Source organism: Pseudomonas sp. S2_H01, from assembly GCF_054668305.1.
This window is the reverse complement of sequence record NZ_CP162756.1, coordinates 4,720,877-4,737,951: the sequence shown is the minus strand read 5'-3', so window position 1 is coordinate 4,737,951 and position 17,075 is coordinate 4,720,877. Positions and strand designations below refer to the sequence as shown.

Here is a 17,075-nt window from a genome sequence, read left to right as displayed (position 1 = left end):
GCGAAGGGGCACGGTTTTACACATAGTCATGGCAGTTGTTCCCAGGCTCAAAAAGTACGGCTGACGCTGAAGGCGACGAAGTCTCGGTCCTTGAGCGACTGTTCGAAGGTGTAGTTGTTGCTGGCGTCGAGGAAGGTGTTGGCAGGGCCGTAGTAATGGGTGTACGTCAGCCCCAGGTTCCAGGTATTGAGGTAATTACCCTTGACGCCGATGTTGATGTCGCCGCCTCGGTCAGTACCGAAGGCCGTCCCCAGTGACTCCGAAGCGCCATGGGTGAAGCTCACGCCGAAGGGAACGCTGATGTCCATGCCGGAAAACGCCTGGCGATACATCGGCTCGTAAACGGTCCTCACGCTCCAGGCATCACGATCGGCGTTGTGGTCGACGGCGTCCGGATTACGGGTCACGCTCAGGGTGCGGTTCCACGCGAACTCACCCAGAAAACTGGTTTCCTGCGCTAAAAAATTCGGACTCAACGTCGCCAGCCATGAAAGGTTGGCGTGCAATGTGCGCCCCGTTGCATACAACGCGTCGTCGGCTTCATTGGAGATGCCTTCGCCCGGCAACAGCGTGCGCTGATTGGTCGACGCCAGCGGCTGGTCCCAGCGTGTCGACATCTCGCCTGCGATGTTGAACGCGTCCACCGTGGTGGAAAAACTGGCGCCCAATGCTTTGATGCCCTCCCCGTACACCCAGCTGTATTCGCCGGCATCACCGGTCAGCGGGTTCAGATTGGCAAAGTCCGGACGGACCAATAGCTGGGGGTTTTTGTCGTGGAAGCGAATCGCGTAGACACCGAAGTCATAGTTTTCGGTGCGCCATTTGACCTGTACGCCACCCTGCCCCGAGTCCTTGGCCTGTTTGTCGGCGCCGTGATAGAACGCCAGCGGCTGAGCGCCGGGGAAAAGCGGTGCCCCCACGAACAAACGCTCATTGCCCTCACCGATGGAATCGAAAGACGAGAAGTAACTGCCCGAACCCGGTAACCGGTTCGCCTCCCACTCAAACTGGTAATACGCGCCAATCGAGACATCCGGCGTGATCTGCAACTGCCCGGACATCTGGTTGACCGGACGTATCAACTCCTTGAACTGGGTGTTGGGCACTGACACACCCTTCACCACATCAATAGGCGCCATGCCTCCGGCAATACCGTTCATGCCGTAGAACAGACTTTCACCCCATTGCATGGCGTATTGACCGATGCGTCCCGACACCGGCATTTCGCCCAGATCGCCTTTGCCGTAGATGAAGGCGTCGAGCAGTTCCGCCTGGCGGCCGTGCAAGTTCCGGGTGCGGTCCGTGAAATGGTCGTAATTCACCGAGACGCTGTTGACGGTGCCCGGGGAGTTGTTGTCGTTCTGCTTGTTATAAACGTCGTCGTACCAGGCGGCGCCGCTCACCCGGGCACCGAAGTTCTGGTAACTGATGTCGAATTCAGAGAGCAAATCCAGGCGGCTGGAGATCAAGCCCTTGCCGAAGTTGCGATCACCGTCGTCCCCGTTGACTGACGTACTGCTGTTGGTGAGTTGCGACGAGGCGCTTTTGGTCCGCCATGCCGAGCTGTACTTGAGCGTGTTGTCCCAGCGCGTCCGGATATCCGGATTCCCCGTGTCGAAATCAAACGCTTGCACCAGCGGTACACCGCCGAATACGGCTGTTAAAGCAAATACCAGTGGGTGCCGGGCAAATGTCGGGCGCGAGTTTACCCTTGCCCCTTTATGAGTGGCCATCAACTATCCCTCTTTGTTGTTGTTATCCGTAGGACCGACGTACTGCTTTCACGCAGGCGAGCAGCGCTCCTCGTAAACGAGTGTCAGCGGGCTAAAGGCTCAGGTGGAGTAAGTGTCAAGATTGAACAATGCGGAGGGATACCTTCCAAAGAAGGCGACGCTTTTTGCGCGAAAGGAAAACAATGGTTTGCTCGAGATCATGGTGAACCTCACTCTTCTTATTTTATGACCCCCACCATTACCGAGTAACTATTACCGGGGAACAATGGGTTGGCTGGGTACAGCTTCACGCCAAACAGGTGTTTTGACTAATCGACTCTTGAGATGCGATGTATTGCAAACCTAGATACCTGAACGGGTCGCAGCATTGCGTAAGCGATGGCTGTCGCACACCGAACAACGCCCTTGGCGTGGCGCTTTCACTGTGAACCAGCATCGGCGACAAGACCGACCGCAGCGATCGCCGCCAGGGCGCAACGCTCATCGTTGTCCGAGGTGTCTCCGCTGATGCCGATGGCGCCCACGATGTCTCCAGCGTCGTCTCGAATCAGCACGCCACCGGGAACAGGCAGCATGTTCCCGCCAGCCAGATCGCTCAGCGCGCCGAAAAACGCCGGCATCACTTCCGCCCGACGCGCCAGCTCACGACCGCCGAAGCCCATGCCAAGCACGGAGCTGGCTTTACCGTTGGCAATCTGCGGGCGCAGCAGGCTTGCACGCTCGTCACGTTTGAGTGCCAACAGATGCCCGCCCGCGTCCAGCACGGCGACGCAAAGGGGTTGAAATCCTTGCCGCGCGCCTTCGCTCAGCGCCTCGTCGACCATGCGGTCCGCGAGGGTCAGGGTGAGTCGGTTCATGCCACGCTCCTTATTGCCGATTCAGGGTGGACAGCGTGCGCTTGCCCATCTCCACCGCGCGTTGGCGCGTGTGCAGCTCGGACCACTTCACGGTATTGAAATCGCTGACCCGGTTAGGGTCATAGCCCGGCACTTGGGCCTCGATACGGCGGCCACCCAGATACACGCCACAAATGCGCTGGCGTTCTTGAAGGATGGCGACGTTGTCCAGCGGCGAACCGTCGACGCGAATGAAGTCTGCACGGCGCCCCACTTCCAGTGCCCCGACCCGTTGCGTGGCAGGCATCATTTTGGCCGACACCGAAGTGGCAGCGCGCAGCGCCTGGGCGGGACTCAAGCCCAACCAGTCCACCAGGATTTCTATTTCTCGCGCATGCCACTCGCCATAAGGGGTGATGGCAAAGCCGCTGTCGCTGCCGGTCATGAAGGGAACCCCGGCTGCAAAGGCTTTTTTCAGGTTACGACAGCCTGCTTCGATCACCCTGCGCTGCATGGAGGCGTAGCCGGATTTGGTCGACGCTTCGTAGGGCTCGGCGAACTCCGTGTTGTTCGCCAGCATGGTGAAGGTCGGGGCGACGTGGCTGCCGGATTTCAGGATGGCTTCAATGCACTCGTCGTCCATGAAGAAGGCGTGGAAAATCACATCAACGCCGGCCTTGGCGGCGTACAGGACGGCTTCGCGGCCATAGGCGTGCACGGCGACTTTCTTACCCAGACGGTGGATTTCGTCGACCATGAAGCGTGTTTCATCCTCGGTGAATGCCGCAATGTGCTCACCGTTGGGACGAAAATGCGGGCCATCCATGGCGATCTTCATCAAGTCCACACCGTCCTTTGCCTGACGCCGGATCTCGGCGATCTGCTCGTCGCGCGTGGCGCACAGCCGGCCACTGAAATACTCAGGTGTGCCGACCCAGCTGGGGAACCAGTCGTTGAGGCTTTGCCGATTGGAAATGACATTGCTGCTGGCAGCGATGCGCGGGCCTGTGGACATGCCGGCGTTGATCGCGTTGCGGACCGAAATACTGCACTGGCCTGCATCGCCGGGCACCACGACCGAGGTGTAACCGGCCGCGAGCACATGCTGGGTGAAAAACAGACCGCGCAGGGCGCGAAACTCAGGCGACACATGCAGATCAATGTCCTCCTCGCTTTTCGCGTTACCGAACACGAGATGGGTATGCACATCGACCAGTCCCGGCATGACGAAATGCTCGCCGGTGTCGATGACTTCCTCACCGGCACCGATCGCCGGTGCTGAGTCCTGCGGGCCGACATACGTGAAGACGCCGTCTTCGATGATCAGTCGCTGATGCTGCCGCGCGGTGTCTTCGAGGCCGGTAAAAAGCGTGTTGCAATTGACATGCGTGCGAGCCATGGCTGGGTTCTCTTGTTGTTATGCCGTGAGGGGTTGCGCAGGGGTATCCACCAACCAGACAGCACCGTCCTCGTCGATGACGATCGGTTGCTGCTGCAGCGTTTGTCCAAGACAAGGGCCCAGTACACACCGCCCGTCATCCGGTCGGAACAGGGCGCCATGTGCGAAGCAGACAATGTATTGGCCGTCTGCCGACATGAACCGGTCTTTGCGGTATTGCATGGCGACGTCCATGTGCGGACAGCGGTTCAGCCAGGCACGAAGCACGCCCCGCCAGCGGACGACAAACAGCGTGTCGCGCCCCTCGGCATGAGGATCGAATCCGCGTGCCGAGCCGTCCACGATCATGTCCTGCTGGCACAGAAAAATTCGGCTGAGTGTCACAGGGGAACGTTGCGTCACGGGCTAAAGGTCCAGCACCAGGCGTGGACTTTTAGACCGCGAACAGCAGGGCGTGAATTGATCGTTCAGCGCCTGCTCGGCCGCAGTCATGAACATGTCCCGATGGTCGGGCTCGCCCTCGAGCACACGGGTCAGGCACGTGCCGCAAATGCCCGCTTCGCAGGACAACGGCAGGTCAATGCCATTTTCCAGCAGCACCTGAGCCACCGAAAGATCGGCAGGGACAGAGAAACAGCGGCCGGTACTCGCCAGCATCACTTCGAAGCTACCGTCATCGGCTTGCGCCACCGCCTGTGGCTGGGCGGCAAAGTACTCCCGGTGCAGACTGTCTTCAGGCCAGCCGGCCAGACGTGCCTGCTCCAGGATGAATGCCATGAATCCGCCGGGTCCGCAGACATACAGGTGATCGCCTTCGCAATAGCCGCTTAACGCCTGAACTGCATCAAGCCGGGTCTCGGGCTGGTCATCAAAATGCAGGTGCGCCCGTTCGGCAAAACGCGATTGCTGAATACGCTCGATGAACGCGACGCTGGCGAGCGAACGGCCGCAGTAATGCAGCTGGAATGGGGCATCGATCTGCGCCAGACGTTCAGCCATGCAAAGAATCGGCGTAACACCGATGCCCCCAGCAAACAACAACGAGCGTCGAGCACCGTGTGCGAGGGCAAACAGGTTGCGCGGCTCACTGATCTGCAACACACAGCCTTCTTCGAGGGCATGCATGGCCTTGGAGCCGCCTCGGGTGGCAGGGTCCAGTAACACCCCGATTTGATAGCGAAACTGCTCGTCGGGGTGATTGCACAGCGAATACTGGCGCACCAGCCCTGAACCCAGGTGCACGTCGATGTGCGAGCCGGCGCTGAACGGCGCCAGTGGTACGCCGTCCGTACGGGCGAGCTCGAAGCTGAAAATCCCGTCGGCCTCGCGTTTTTTGCGGGTCACAATAACGTCGATCATTGCCGTTCCCTTGCTTGTTGTTCAGGGCAGCGCCACGGCGATGGCGCGCGAGGTCAGATAGGCTCGGCGGTCAGCTTGAGCATTTGCTTGGTCAGGCCGATGCGATCAAAACTCTGATCCCGCGCCATTTCCCGATCACCCGCCAGCACCGACTTCTCGCTGATGAACTTGCAGCGCTCGAAGCGGCGATTCATGAAGCGTTGAAGCTTCTGCTCCATGCTGCCGTCTGCGGTCAGCTCCATGCTCAGCACCAAGGCATCTTCAATCGCCATGCCCGCGCCCTGCCCCAGATGCGGGGTCGTGGCGTGTGCCGCGTCGCCGATCAGCAACACGCGTCCCTTGAACCAGGGTTCATCCACGAACACGACTTCCATGGGCTTGTAGACCACCTGGCTGCTGTCGGTGATCTGCTCGCGCAAGCGACCGACCAGCCCGCCAATGTTGCTGATGCGATCACGCATCAGCTCAGCCAGTTGCTCGGGCGGATACCAAGGGTTCTCGGGCTCGTGGGAGGTCGAAAACATGTACATGAGGTTGTCAGAGAGCGGCACCAGACCGGCGTTGCCGCCTGGACCCATGTAGCTGGCGAGATGATCGATGGAGGGGTCGCGGGGAAAGTTGTAGCGCCAGACTGCCTGGCCAGTGAAGCGCGGCCGATACGTGTCGCCAAACAGGAGGGTGCGAATTTTCGAGTAAACCCCGTCGGCGCCGACCATCAAGGCATAGCGTCCCTGTGAGCCGTCGGTGAAGCTGACGTCCACGCCGTCTTCATCCTGCTCGAACGCTTCGACGCTCAGTCCCAGACGAATCTGTGCCCCCAACTCGATGGCGGTGCTGCTCAGGACTTTATGCAGCGCCAGCCGTGAAATACCGACGTTGGCCGGGTATTGCGGACCCGCCAACCGTTGGCCGGGAATGCGCGCCAGCGGTTCGCCTTCCAGATCATAGATGCCGACATCTTCGAAGCTGTAGGCGGCATCCAGATACCGGTCGAGGACGCCCAGGCGGGCCATTTCCCGGACCACGTTGCTTTGCTGGATGATCCCCACGCCGTAAACGGTCCAGTCGGATTTGATTTCCACCAGATCCACCGGCACGCCTTCACGACGCAGCGCGATGGCGGCACACAGACCACCGATACCTCCGCCCACGACCAGGACCTTATCGACTTCGCTCATTCGGCGTTCCTTTTGTTTTTGTTGTTTTGATCATCAAACGGCAAGCGCTGAACGCACGGCGGCGATGCCGCAAAAGCCATCGTTGGCCGGTGCTGCAGGCTTACTGTTGAGCCGACGATAAGCAGGAAATGAGGCGTTGACTAATCGGGAGTTGCCATGGAAAGTATTTCAAAAATAAATACAACAATGAGCCAGCTACCATGCGATTCAACCACCTCGATCTCAATCTGCTCGTCGCTCTGGATGTCTTGCTCGAAGAGCAGAACATCACCCGTGCGGCGGGACGCCTGCATATGACGCAGTCTGCATTGAGCGGAATTTTGCGCAGGCTGCGTGCCTACTTCGAGGACGATTTGCTGGTTCAGGTGGGGCGCACAATGACGCCGACGATGCTCGGCAAGGACTTGCAGATTCCGGTGCGCGAAGTGCTTCTGAAGATTCAGACGTCGATCGCTGCAAAGCCTGTTTTTGACGTCGCCCAGAGCAAGCGCCATTTCCGGATCATGGCCTCTGACTACCTGATCAACGTGCTGTTTGCCGAGGTGATTCAGCGCATCGTTTCGGACGCCCCGCACGTCACGTTCGAGTTGATGAGCCCAGGCGAAACCGCTGTCGAAATGCTGATGCGCGGTGAAATCGACCTGATGATCGCGCCTGAACAGCACATCAATGCGGAGCATCCCTCACAGCTGCTGTTTGAAGAACAACACGTGTGTGTGGTGTGGGAAGGCAATACGAGCGTCAGAGAGCCCTTCACGCTGGAGAACTACCTGGAACTGGGTCATGTCGCGGCTGCCTTCGGCCGCAGTCGCACGCCTGCCATCGAGCAATGGTTCATGGACCAGTACGGCTGCCAGCGCCGCATGGAGGTCATTACTCACGACTTCAACACCATCCCTCATCTTCTCATCGGCTCGCAGCGAATCGCGACCATGCACAGCCGCCTCGCCTCGCTCTACGCGCAGCTGCTGCCATTGAGGCTCGTTCCGCCCCCGGTAAAAATTCCGGTGATGCGCGAGTACATGTCGTGGCATCGCAGCCTGGACGGCGATGCCATGCTGATCTGGCTTCGTACAAAACTGCTTGAAACCGTCCGCAGTTTTGAAACCCCTCCCTCGCCTGATGGCTCTCCCTTCCTGCTAACGCTTCGCGCACCGATCTGCTGGCCCACCTATCGCGAACCGCGATGGCTGGCATGTGAACTCGCAATTTGTCGATCAGATGCAAGCGTGCGAGCTTCCTTGCGTGCTGGCACTGATGCGTGTGCCCGCTGCGGCATGCGTTTCACAGTGCCGCGCCTCGGAACCGTTAGAAGGATAATAAAAATATGTTTCGCTACTTCCCCACCAATTACGTCTGGAATCTGTCCGTAGACCTCGCCATCGAGATGGGTGCCCGCATTGGCGAAATCGAAGAGATGTGCGCGCCGCTTCAAGAAAGCGCCAAGCACCCCGACGCGACCGGCACACAGGCGTTTCGTGAGACCTGGTCAAAAATGGCTGACAAGTTGTGCAGCCTTGCCGAGGAAGACGAGGCCCGCGGCCGGCTGTTTTCGGCCGGCGAGAAATACAACCGTGCGGCCACGTATTACATCACCTGCGAACGCCTGCAGGCTCACGGCGCTCCGGCCCGCGAAGCGCTCTATGAGCGGTTTCTGGACACCTTTGCCCGCGGCGTGCGCCTGTCCTCGGAAAATTGCGAACGCGTAGAGATTCCCTACGAAGGCAGTCACCTGTCAGGCCTCTACACCCGCGCTGAAGGTGTGCAGGGGCCTGCGCCCATTTTGGTTCAGGTCAATGGCCTGGATTCCACGAAGGAGATGAAGTACCGGGTGGGTCTGCCGGCCTGGCTTGCAAAACGCGGTATCGCTTCCCTGGTCATCGATCAGCCTGGAACGGGCGAGGCCTTGCGCCTGCAAGGGCTGACAGCACGCTATGACAGCGAGCACTGGGCCAGCCGCGTGGTGGACTGGCTAGAGACCCGTGACGACATCGACCCGAAACGCATTGGTCTGGAAGGCGTGTCTCTGGGCGGCTATTACTGCCCGCGCGCCGTTGCTTTCGAGCCACGCTTTGCCTGTGGCGTGGTCTGGGGTGCCAACCATGACTGGCGCGATGTCCAGAAACGGCGCCTGGCCAATGAGGGCAACTTACCGGTTCCGCACTACTGGAAACATGTGTGCTGGGTGTGGGGAGCGAAGGACATTGATGAGTTCATGACGGTGGCCGAGCACGTCCATCTGGATGGCGTGCTGGATCGAATCAAGGTGCCCTTCCTGGTGACCCACGGCGAAAAGGACAGCCAGATTCCGCTGAAATGGGCGCATCGCACCTATGAGCAACTGATCAACAGCCCGCAACGCGAACTGAAAGTTTTCACCGAGCGAGAAGGCGGCGTGCAGCACTCAAGCTTCGACAACAGCATCAACGCGGGTCAGTACATCGCTGACTGGGTCGCTGAAACTTTGGGCGGCCGTACGGCCTGAGCCACAACAAGAGAGACAGCTCATGAATATTATCGGACCTGAATATCTGGTATTCGGCGTCGACGACGTTGGCGTTTGCGTACAGTACCTGACCGACTATGGCCTCAAGCCCGTTGATGTCGACGACACCGGCGGCTTCCTCGAAGCGCTGGACGGCACCGGCGTCCTCATTCGTCATCGGGATGATCCACAGCTGCCGCCCGCAATGGGCACGGCCAGCACCCTGCGCGAGACGGTGTACGGCGTCGCTGATGAGGGAACGCTGCTGGCCATCGAGACCGAATTGCGCAGGGATCGTGAGGTCAGCCGCACAGAGGATGGTGTGCTGCATGCGGTAGACGACATGGGATTTGCGGTCGGTTTCAGGATCACCCAGCGCCGTGAACTGTCGCTGCCCGGAGAAGTGAGCAACGCACCAGGATCGTCGACGCTGCGCGAGATCAACAGCCTGGGCGCCAGCAATGATATGCCTGCCCTGGCCCGCAGCTTGTCGCACGTTGTCTATTTCGTCCCGGATGCCGATAAAGCAGAGGCGTTTTACACGCGACTGGGCTTCGTCTGCACTGACCGTTTCATTGGAACCGGCCCTTTCCTGCGCCCCGCGGGCACACAAGACCACCACACATTGTTCTTCATTCAAACGCCGCCGTTCATGAAAGGCATTGAGCACTTCACCTTTCACATGGCGGGTCCCACCGAGGTCATGCTCGCGGGTACGCGTTTCGTCGAAAAAGGCTACGAGTCCTTCTGGGGTCCGGGCAGGCATCAACTGGGCTCGAACTGGTTCTGGTATTTCAACAGCCCTATGGGCTGCCACGTCGAGTACGACGCCGACATGGACCTGCACGACGACAGCTGGTCGCCACGGGTGGAACCCTCCAGTGCCGACACCTCGCAGTATTTCCTGTTCCAGCACCGCGAAAAGTGGATGCCGGGTGGAAAGCCGGAATAAATCATTGAAGTAACGCGCGTTAATCCCGCACAACGAAGAAGGCCGCTGCACTCCGTAAGGGTTGCAGCGGCCTCGTTACTTTCACCGTACGCTGATCGCCTCAATGACGGTTAGAGGCCGACCTCTTTCTCCTTCGCGATCAAACCGTCGAGTACCCGGCGCGCACGAATGGCGGCCGCATCACCCGGCAGCAACACGGGTTTCAACGACCAGAAATCGTCGTCCCCCATTGCCAACTGCTGCGCTTCCAGCATCGGCAGGTCTTCCTCGGTGAACGGGACGGCCAACGCGGACACCTGCCCTTGCGCAATCTGCTGACCCAACGCCCCCATTTCCACGGGCATCGGAAAAGAAAACCAGTAGTGAGTGGTCGTTTCGGTTTCCGGCGTAAACAGATGCGGCAGCGCCGTTTCACGGCCCTCACTGCGCGGACGGCCAGTGGGTACCGCGCCGGCATACAACAACATATTGGCGGGGGCGTCCCAGCGCACGTCCGTCCACCGGTCCACGGGCGTATCGGCCGGGATACCCATTGCGTCGTAAAGGAATGCCGGCATGATCTCGTTGACGGTCTGGCGATAGGACCAGACCGTAGAACCGTCCTGCTCGACCTTGGTGATCGCGCTGCTGACATCTTCGCTGCCCAGGGTCGTGGGGTGCAGGTACTGGATATGCGACAGATCGAGGATGTTGTCGGACTCCAGAACATAATTGGCCCGGGCATGAAGGTAGCGCTTGGCAACGTAGAACCGCTGCGGGTCCATGCAGGAGAAATCAGGGATGAGTGTTTCATCCGCTTTCTCCACATCACCCATCCAGATCCAGATCACGCTGTACTTCTCCACCACCGGGTAGGCGCGAACCTGAGCAGCCTTCGGGATGGCACCGTTTCCGTGAGGGTTGCGGGTGCACTGCCCTTCGCCGTCGAACTCAAGCCCGTGGTAAGGACAACGCACGGCATCGCTGCACAAAATGCCTTTGGACAAGGGCGCGAAACGGTGGGCGCAACGGTCAGCCAGGGCGCGAACCTGACCCGACTGTTCACGGAAAAAAACCAGTGCTTCCCCCAGCAAACGCCTGCTGAACAGCGCTTCGGGCTTCACTTCCTCATCCCAGGCCGCGACGTACCAGGTGTTTCTCAAATAGGTCATTTTCTTATTATCCTCGCTCGCCTGTCGGGTTATCCGCGTGATTCTGACGTAACCGTTCGATGATTCGCCGTGCACGGTTCGCCCCCACGTCGACGTGGATATCGACGGTGGCCGGCTTACCAAACCGACACATGTTTCGGTATTGCGCCTCGATGACCACTTTGTCTTCGTCGAAGGTCAGAATCGTCTGCTCGACCACTTTTGCTTTGACGGCCTCCGGATCGCTCAGCGGATTGGTCGCTATCGTCCAGAAGTAGTGGCTGGTCGTTTCGGTCTCGGGGGTCACTCCGTGAAAGCCACGCATGTGAAAACCGCCGCGATGCGGATCATCGATCGACTCGGAGCCTGCATCCACCGCGCCCGTCCAGATGCGCAGGTGGCTGACGTGAAATTCAATCTCCTGCCACCGATCCACGTTGCCCGAAAAGGGATAGGCCGCGGTATAGGTGGGAGGCGGCACGGAATCAAGCATGTGTCGCACCACCCGCACCGTCTGATCATCACTCTGGACATCCATGCGCGCGTTCATGTGGATGCTTGCATTGCCACCGATGGTGCGCAGATGCACATAGCCCAGATGGCTTAAATCCAGAAGGTTGTCGTGGATGAGTTGGTAAGGCGCATCGTAGTGATAGACATCGCCGTCGTAGAGGTAGCGGCCGCTGCTGTGGACGTCATAAACAGGCGGTTCGGACAGGGGCTGAGGGTGCGCCTCGCTGCCGTGCCAGATCCAGACAATGTGATCCTTTTCACGGACGACGTACGCAGGGACTTTCGCCTTTGCGGGAATTCGATCCTGCCCCGGCACCTCGATGCATTTGCCTTGAGCATCGAACAAAAGACCGTGGTAGCCGCAACGTATGCCTGCCTCTTCCAGGGTGCCGTTTGACAGTGGCAGCGCGCGGTGACAGCAACGGTCTTCCAACGCCGCAACCGTGCCATCGGCGCATCGAAAAAGGACGACCGGGAGGCCCAGTAACGTGCGCGCCAAGGGAGCACCTTCAAGCTCTTTGGACAAGGCCGCGACGTACCATTGATTGATCGGAAAGGTCGCGGGTTTGGGGGCAGCCTGGGGTTGAACGGCCGAGTCGAAGACGGTAACGCTCATTATCATCTCACCTTGCTTGTTTTTAGTATGAGGTGCCCAGATCCATGAGGTGACGGTCGTTCACCGACCCTTGAGCAACCCTGCCGGTAGACCTTAGCGCTCAGCACCTTGCGCGCACCAATCAGATCCTCCGCTAGGAGGTATCGCCAACCGCGATGCCTGACCCGGAAGACAGGTGTGATCGGTGACGGCCAGGGGCGTCAGGCGTTGTCCGTCACGGGTCCGTTTGACGCAGGCCCTGGCCGCGAAAATCCGAGGGTGAAAGACCGCTGAGGCGCTTGAAAAAGCGAGAGAAGTACGCCGGATCGGAAAAGCCCAGCGCATCGGCCACCTGAGCAACGGTCATGCTGGTGTAGATCAGGCTGCGCTTGGCCTCGAGCAGCATGCGCTGGTGCACGACCTGCAACGCACTGAGGCCGGCCAGTTCGCGGCAGACATTGTTCAGCTGCGCGACCGAGAGGCCGACCTTGTAGGCCAGGTGCTCGACGCTGGGCTGCTCGCGGAAATGTGTTTCGATCAGGCTGATGAAGTGTGCAAGGTAGCGTCGACCACGCTCCGGCGCCTGCTTTGAACTGTTGCGTGCGGTGGCTTGTCGACCCACCCAGACCAACGCCACATTGATCAGCGAATGAAGCATCACATCCCGGCCCGACTGGAGCGTTTGGTACTCACGCAGCAGCGCCGTAAAGAGCGTCGTCAGGTACTTGCGATCGCTGCCCGCCAGATAGAGCGCCGGCTGAGCCAGCACATCATGGGTGGCACCCGCCTGAGCCTGCAACTGAGCGATCAGCGGAGCGGCGAGCGTTACCACGTACCCATCGATGTCCTCCGAGAAACGAAAACCGTGGACGCATTGGGGTGGAACGACTTGCAAGGCCGCTTCGCGCACCACGAGGTGCTGCCCCTCGATATCAATCTGCGCCTGTCCCTTGCGTACGTAGAGCAGCTGGCACAAATCGGCGTGCCGGTGAGGCTGGATTTCCCAATGGTGGAGGCGACTGCGTTTGGCAATGGTCTCGCAATGCAGCAGGTCGGGGGTCGCCCAACGCTGTCCCTCGCCATACAACTTGAACACCGGAATGTTGTCCAGCACTGCCCTGACCATGCCGCCTCGCACTGGGCGATAATCGCCCCAATTACTGAAAAGTACCTGAAGTTCTGGCTTGTTAACCTTCTAAACCACCTTCAGCAAGCGAAAAATGCAAGCTCATAACCACAACAAGCTTGCGTGGAATAACAACAATGAAGACTCAAGTCGCAATCATCGGTGCCGGTCCATCCGGTCTTCTGCTCGGTCAGTTGCTGCATAAGGCTGGCATCTCCAACATCATTCTTGAGCGGCAGAGCCCGGAGTATGTGCTCAGTCGCATCCGTGCAGGCGTGCTCGAACAAGGGATGGTTGACCTGCTGCGCAAGGCCGGAGTGGCCGATCGCATGGATGCCGAAGGCCTGGTGCACGACGGGTTTGAGCTGGTGTTCGCCGGCAAGCGCCAACACATCGACCTGAAGAAGCTCACGGGCGGCAGGGCCGTCATGATTTACGGCCAGACCGAAGTCACCCGCGACCTGATGACGGCGCGCAAAGCGGCGGGTGGCGAGACCTTTTACAAGGTCGAGAACGTCAGCCCTCAGGATTTGAAAACCGACCGTCCCTGCGTCACCTTCGAGAAAAACGGTGAGACGGTGCGTCTGGAGTGTGACTACATCGCCGGATGTGACGGCTTTCATGGCGTGGCCCGGCAATCGATCCCTGCTGATGCACTGAAGATTTTCGAACGGGTCTACCCGTTTGGCTGGTTGGGCGTGCTCGCCGATACGCCGCCGGTCAACGACGAACTGGTGTATGCCGCCCATGAACGAGGCTTCGCGTTGTGCAGCATGCGCTCGCCCACGCGAACCCGTTACTACTTGCAGGTCGGTGCTCAGGAGAAAGTCGAAGACTGGTCCGATCAGCGCTTTTGGGATGAATTGAAGTGCCGCCTCCCCGCAGAGCTGGCGGACCGTATGGTGACAGGCGACTCCATCGAGAAAAGTATCGCCCCCCTGCGCAGTTTCGTGGTCGAACCCATGCAGTTCGGCAGGCTGTTCCTGGTGGGCGATGCCGCCCATATCGTCCCGCCGACAGGCGCCAAGGGCCTGAACCTCGCCGCCAGCGACGTCAGCACGTTATTCGACATTCTGTGCAAGGTGTACAAAGAAGGCCGTGAAGACGCGATTGAGCAGTACTCGGCCATCTGCCTGCGGCGGATCTGGAAAGCCGAGCGTTTCTCGTGGTGGATGACCTCGATGCTGCATGCCTTCCCGGACGTCGATGCGTTCGGCCAGCGCATCAAAGAGACCGAGCTGGATTATTTCGTGGGATCTCTGGCGGGACGCACCACCATTGCCGAGAACTATGTGGGATTACCGTACGAGAACGTCGAGTAAGCTGGGATCAAGGGTGGCGCGGGCGGCGGCAAGGATTACCCATTCCCCTGGAAGCCTGCCCGAGGACAAACGAAAAACGGTCATCCTGAGATGACCGCTTTTTTGAACACCTGACCGCTGTCAGTGTTTATCCAGCGCGTCCTTGACGTCCCCGACCACCTGCTGGGCCTCCCCCTTCTTTTCCTGAATCTTGCCTTTGACCTGCAACGATTCGTTGCCCGTGACTTTGCCTACGCCTTGCTTGATGTTGCCGACCGCTTCGTTGGCCAGGCCTTTGATTTTGTCTGAAGTGCCGCTCATGGTTGCTTCTCCGATAACGTGAGTGCCAATGCCTGGCACTTTGGGTCATTCGGCAACGGTCAAGGCACGTGGCCTTCCGCACCGAACAGTCGAAACGCGTCCGTCGTCTATGTCTGTGTCTGTTTCTGCGACAGAGCGCTGATTGGCTCTACCCGCCAGGTTCAGCGGCGGCGTTTGATGAGCCAGGCCACCGCGAACGTCAGGCCCGCGAGGGTAAACAGAGTGGCGCGCGGCCTGCGTTGCAGATAGGTTGCGCAGGTGTCCAGCACATCACCATAGCGCTGCTGAAGCTCCCCAGCCGACTGCCTGGCTTTTCCTTCCATCTGCAAGCGCTCGTCCCCGGTCAGTTCGCCCAGAAAATCCTGGGTTTTACCCGCGGCCTTTTCCAATGCGCCCTTCACCTGTTCCGCCTTCATGGTATGTCCTCCAGGATCACTCTCATTCATTGCGGCCCGCAGCGGCCGGTACATTCACAGGTTAAGCAATGAGTGCTGGGCGTTTAAGGCGCTTTTGCACCAGTGTCGCCAGTGCATTTGCATCAGGGATTAGCGTTTTTTTGTGCCCTGGCTCGCAAACAGGTGGCGTTCACGGGCCCAGACGATGGCTTCGGCCCGGCTGTGAACGTCGAGCTTGGAATAGACGGTGGCCACGTGGTTACGAATCGTGTTGAGCGCCAGGTTCAACCGCGACGCAATTTCCTTGTCCGCGAGCCCTTCGCAGATCAAGCCCAACACGTCCCGCTCCCGGGCCGTGAGGTCGGTAAAGGACGCGGTCGGCAGGTTCTGGCCATTGACGCGTTTGGCGTTGGCGAGTTTTTCGATCAGCGTCTGGCTGAACCAGGAGGCATCTTTCATCACCGTCTCGATGGCCTCCACCAGCTCCAGTTCCGACCGCTTGCGCTCGGTGATGTCCATGAACACAAACAGATAACAGGCCGCGTCCTGAATGGTCACGGTGTCTGCCGCAAGGACACAGTGCATGATCTCACCGCTCTTCTTGCGAACCTTGAAATCCACGCCCTCGATGTGCCCGCTCTTTTCCAGGATATCGAACAGCTGAACCGCGTCTTTACCCTTATCGAGGAAGTCCATCTCGGCGACGGTTTTGCCAATCATCTCCAGGGTGGTGAAACCCAATGTGGAGAGAAAGGCTTCGTTGGCGTCGACGATCTGCTGACGATCGGCTGTGCACACCATGATCGGCACCGGGGTTAACTTAAAGGTCTTGGCAAACCGCTCTTCGCTCTGACGCAACGCGGTCTCCGCCTTACGCCGGGCTTCGAGGTCGATGAACGAAAACAGCATGCAGTCTTCTTCATTCATGTCCAGAGGCTGCCCGGCCACGATGACCAGCTTGGTGCCGCCCTCGGGCATTTTAAGCTCGGCCTGCATCTGCGGAATGGTCGCACCGGCGTTCAGCCGTTCGATGGCGAGGTCTTTGCGCTCCGCATTTTCCAACACGTCGACTTCGTAGACAGAACGGCCGATCACGTTTTCCCGGGAATGCCCGGTCATCTCCAGGAAGCCCTGATTCACCTTGATGAAGCGCAGATCGCTCAGACGGCAGATGACGGCCGGGGCCGGGTTGGCGTTGAAGGTCTTCTCGAACCGCTGCTCGGCACTCGCCCATTCAGTGGCGTCGGCCATGATCAAGACCAGAGATTCCGGCTCGCCGCTGCTGTCTGACAGCACCATGCTGCGCACGCGATGCACGCGGCTGCGATCTTCTTCATCTCCGACTCGACTGACCTCCACCAGCACATCGCTGAACTCCTCGCCGGCCGCCACCCGGCTGATCGGGTATTGATCCGGATCCAGCGGGTGGTTGTTGCGATAGCGCAGCGAAAAGCGTTCACGGTAGGCGCCGCCGTCGGCACCCAGCTCGCTCACTTCGTTCACACCGTGCATCAGCAGCGCAGCTTCGTTGGCCCAGATGATGGTCTGATCGACCTCGACCAGAATGACCCCATCCGACAACCCGGAAATTATGTGCTGCAACTGACGACGGTTGGTTTCTCGGGCAAGCACAGCATCTGTCATGTCATCTCCTGGATCGGTTAACGAATGCTGCACCTCGACTGTCAAGGCACTGCAAACAAGGCACAGCAAACCATCGGACTTGCGCGTGCAAGCTTAGTGCAGCGCCGC

At 59.4% G+C, this 17,075-nt stretch carries 15 protein-coding genes and 1 pseudogene; 4 read left to right on the top strand and 12 right to left on the bottom strand.

Features of this window, described 5'->3' with window-relative positions; all coding sequences use genetic code 11:
- Positions 1 to 47: 47 nt before the first annotated feature.
- From AB4N84_RS21110 to AB4N84_RS21085, 6 genes are all read right to left on the bottom strand, one after another.
- Positions 48 to 1,733: a DUF1302 domain-containing protein gene (locus AB4N84_RS21110; protein ID WP_460042988.1), complete on the bottom strand. Its 1,686-nt coding sequence runs from the start codon at positions 1,731 to 1,733 to the stop codon at positions 48 to 50.
- A gap of 419 nt (positions 1,734 to 2,152) precedes the next feature.
- Positions 2,153 to 2,590: a GlcG/HbpS family heme-binding protein gene (locus AB4N84_RS21105; protein ID WP_074749496.1), complete on the bottom strand. Its 438-nt coding sequence runs from the start codon at positions 2,588 to 2,590 to the stop codon at positions 2,153 to 2,155.
- 10 nt (positions 2,591 to 2,600) lie between these two features.
- A complete protein-coding gene (locus AB4N84_RS21100) occupies positions 2,601 to 3,968 on the bottom strand; it encodes a metal-dependent hydrolase family protein (RefSeq protein ID WP_460042986.1) in 1,368 nt (455 codons plus the stop codon).
- Between the two features lie 18 nt (positions 3,969 to 3,986).
- Positions 3,987 to 4,370, bottom strand: coding sequence for a Rieske (2Fe-2S) protein (locus AB4N84_RS21095; protein WP_341845426.1), 384 nt, complete (start codon positions 4,368 to 4,370; stop codon positions 3,987 to 3,989).
- 3 nt (positions 4,371 to 4,373) lie between these two features.
- Positions 4,374 to 5,327, bottom strand: a complete 954-nt coding sequence (locus tag AB4N84_RS21090; protein WP_460042985.1) for a PDR/VanB family oxidoreductase — start codon at positions 5,325 to 5,327, stop codon at positions 4,374 to 4,376.
- 53 nt (positions 5,328 to 5,380) lie between these two features.
- Positions 5,381 to 6,505, bottom strand: a complete 1,125-nt coding sequence (locus tag AB4N84_RS21085; protein WP_074749492.1) for an FAD-dependent oxidoreductase — start codon at positions 6,503 to 6,505, stop codon at positions 5,381 to 5,383.
- A gap of 200 nt (positions 6,506 to 6,705) precedes the next feature.
- Between AB4N84_RS21085 and AB4N84_RS21080 the strand changes: the two are divergent.
- The 3 genes and pseudogenes from AB4N84_RS21080 to AB4N84_RS21070 all read left to right on the top strand — a co-directional run.
- Positions 6,706 to 7,620: pseudogene (locus tag AB4N84_RS21080) on the top strand (LysR family transcriptional regulator); the annotation flags it as partial.
- Positions 7,621 to 7,832: 212 nt separating this feature from the next.
- Positions 7,833 to 8,990, top strand: a complete 1,158-nt coding sequence (locus AB4N84_RS21075; protein ID WP_460042984.1) for an alpha/beta hydrolase family protein — start codon at positions 7,833 to 7,835, stop codon at positions 8,988 to 8,990.
- A gap of 22 nt (positions 8,991 to 9,012) precedes the next feature.
- Positions 9,013 to 9,942: a VOC family protein gene (locus AB4N84_RS21070; RefSeq protein ID WP_460042983.1), complete on the top strand. Its 930-nt coding sequence runs from the start codon at positions 9,013 to 9,015 to the stop codon at positions 9,940 to 9,942.
- 110 nt (positions 9,943 to 10,052) lie between these two features.
- Here the strand turns inward: AB4N84_RS21070 and AB4N84_RS21065 are convergent, their stop codons facing one another.
- The 3 genes from AB4N84_RS21065 to AB4N84_RS21055 all read right to left on the bottom strand — a co-directional run bounded on the left by AB4N84_RS21065 (position 10,053) and on the right by AB4N84_RS21055 (position 13,306).
- Positions 10,053 to 11,093 (bottom strand): aromatic ring-hydroxylating dioxygenase subunit alpha, encoded by a 1,041-nt coding sequence (locus tag AB4N84_RS21065; protein ID WP_460042982.1) that lies wholly within the window; start codon positions 11,091 to 11,093, stop codon positions 10,053 to 10,055.
- 7 nt (positions 11,094 to 11,100) lie between these two features.
- Positions 11,101 to 12,201 carry a Rieske 2Fe-2S domain-containing protein gene (locus AB4N84_RS21060; RefSeq protein WP_460042981.1) on the bottom strand — a complete coding sequence of 367 codons (1,101 nt, stop codon included), beginning with the start codon at positions 12,199 to 12,201 and terminating at the stop codon, positions 11,101 to 11,103.
- Positions 12,202 to 12,415: 214 nt separating this feature from the next.
- Positions 12,416 to 13,306: a helix-turn-helix domain-containing protein gene (locus tag AB4N84_RS21055; protein ID WP_460042980.1), complete on the bottom strand. Its 891-nt coding sequence runs from the start codon at positions 13,304 to 13,306 to the stop codon at positions 12,416 to 12,418.
- A gap of 128 nt (positions 13,307 to 13,434) precedes the next feature.
- Between AB4N84_RS21055 and pobA the strand changes: the two genes are divergently transcribed.
- The gene (gene pobA / locus AB4N84_RS21050; protein ID WP_460047082.1) at positions 13,435 to 14,628 is read left to right on the top strand and encodes a 4-hydroxybenzoate 3-monooxygenase; all 1,194 of its coding nucleotides are present in this window, start codon (positions 13,435 to 13,437) and stop codon (positions 14,626 to 14,628) included.
- Positions 14,629 to 14,748: 120 nt separating this feature from the next.
- Here pobA and AB4N84_RS21045 read toward each other — a convergent pair whose 3' ends face one another.
- The 3 genes from AB4N84_RS21045 to AB4N84_RS21035 form a co-directional block, all read right to left on the bottom strand.
- Positions 14,749 to 14,928: a CsbD family protein gene (locus tag AB4N84_RS21045; RefSeq protein WP_460042979.1), complete on the bottom strand. Its 180-nt coding sequence runs from the start codon at positions 14,926 to 14,928 to the stop codon at positions 14,749 to 14,751.
- Positions 14,929 to 15,089: 161 nt separating this feature from the next.
- Positions 15,090 to 15,344, bottom strand: coding sequence for a CsbD family protein (locus tag AB4N84_RS21040; RefSeq protein ID WP_074749483.1), 255 nt, complete (start codon positions 15,342 to 15,344; stop codon positions 15,090 to 15,092).
- Positions 15,345 to 15,473: 129 nt separating this feature from the next.
- Positions 15,474 to 16,967, bottom strand: coding sequence for a PAS domain S-box protein (locus AB4N84_RS21035; protein ID WP_074749482.1), 1,494 nt, complete (start codon positions 16,965 to 16,967; stop codon positions 15,474 to 15,476).
- Positions 16,968 to 17,075 lie beyond the last annotated feature (108 nt).

Bases quoted from the DNA above. Each gene is read 5' to 3' on its own strand.
- AB4N84_RS21110 (WP_460042988.1), bottom strand. From the start codon at position 1,733: ATGGCCACTCATAAAGGGGCAAGGGTAAACTCGCGCCCGACATTTGCC.
- AB4N84_RS21105 (WP_074749496.1), bottom strand. From the start codon at position 2,590: ATGAACCGACTCACCCTGACCCTCGCGGACCGCATGGTCGACGAGGCG.
- AB4N84_RS21100 (WP_460042986.1), bottom strand. From the start codon at position 3,968: ATGGCTCGCACGCATGTCAATTGCAACACGCTTTTTACCGGCCTCGAA.
- AB4N84_RS21090 (WP_460042985.1), bottom strand. From the start codon at position 5,327: ATGATCGACGTTATTGTGACCCGCAAAAAACGCGAGGCCGACGGGATT.
- AB4N84_RS21085 (WP_074749492.1), bottom strand. From the start codon at position 6,505: ATGAGCGAAGTCGATAAGGTCCTGGTCGTGGGCGGAGGTATCGGTGGT.
- AB4N84_RS21075 (WP_460042984.1), top strand. From the start codon at position 7,833: ATGTTTCGCTACTTCCCCACCAATTACGTCTGGAATCTGTCCGTAGAC.
- AB4N84_RS21070 (WP_460042983.1), top strand. From the start codon at position 9,013: ATGAATATTATCGGACCTGAATATCTGGTATTCGGCGTCGACGACGTT.
- AB4N84_RS21065 (WP_460042982.1), bottom strand. From the start codon at position 11,093: ATGACCTATTTGAGAAACACCTGGTACGTCGCGGCCTGGGATGAGGAA.
- AB4N84_RS21060 (WP_460042981.1), bottom strand. From the start codon at position 12,201: ATGAGCGTTACCGTCTTCGACTCGGCCGTTCAACCCCAGGCTGCCCCC.
- AB4N84_RS21055 (WP_460042980.1), bottom strand. From the start codon at position 13,306: ATGGTCAGGGCAGTGCTGGACAACATTCCGGTGTTCAAGTTGTATGGC.
- AB4N84_RS21045 (WP_460042979.1), bottom strand. From the start codon at position 14,928: ATGAGCGGCACTTCAGACAAAATCAAAGGCCTGGCCAACGAAGCGGTC.
- AB4N84_RS21040 (WP_074749483.1), bottom strand. From the start codon at position 15,344: ATGAAGGCGGAACAGGTGAAGGGCGCATTGGAAAAGGCCGCGGGTAAA.
- AB4N84_RS21035 (WP_074749482.1), bottom strand. From the start codon at position 16,967: ATGACAGATGCTGTGCTTGCCCGAGAAACCAACCGTCGTCAGTTGCAG.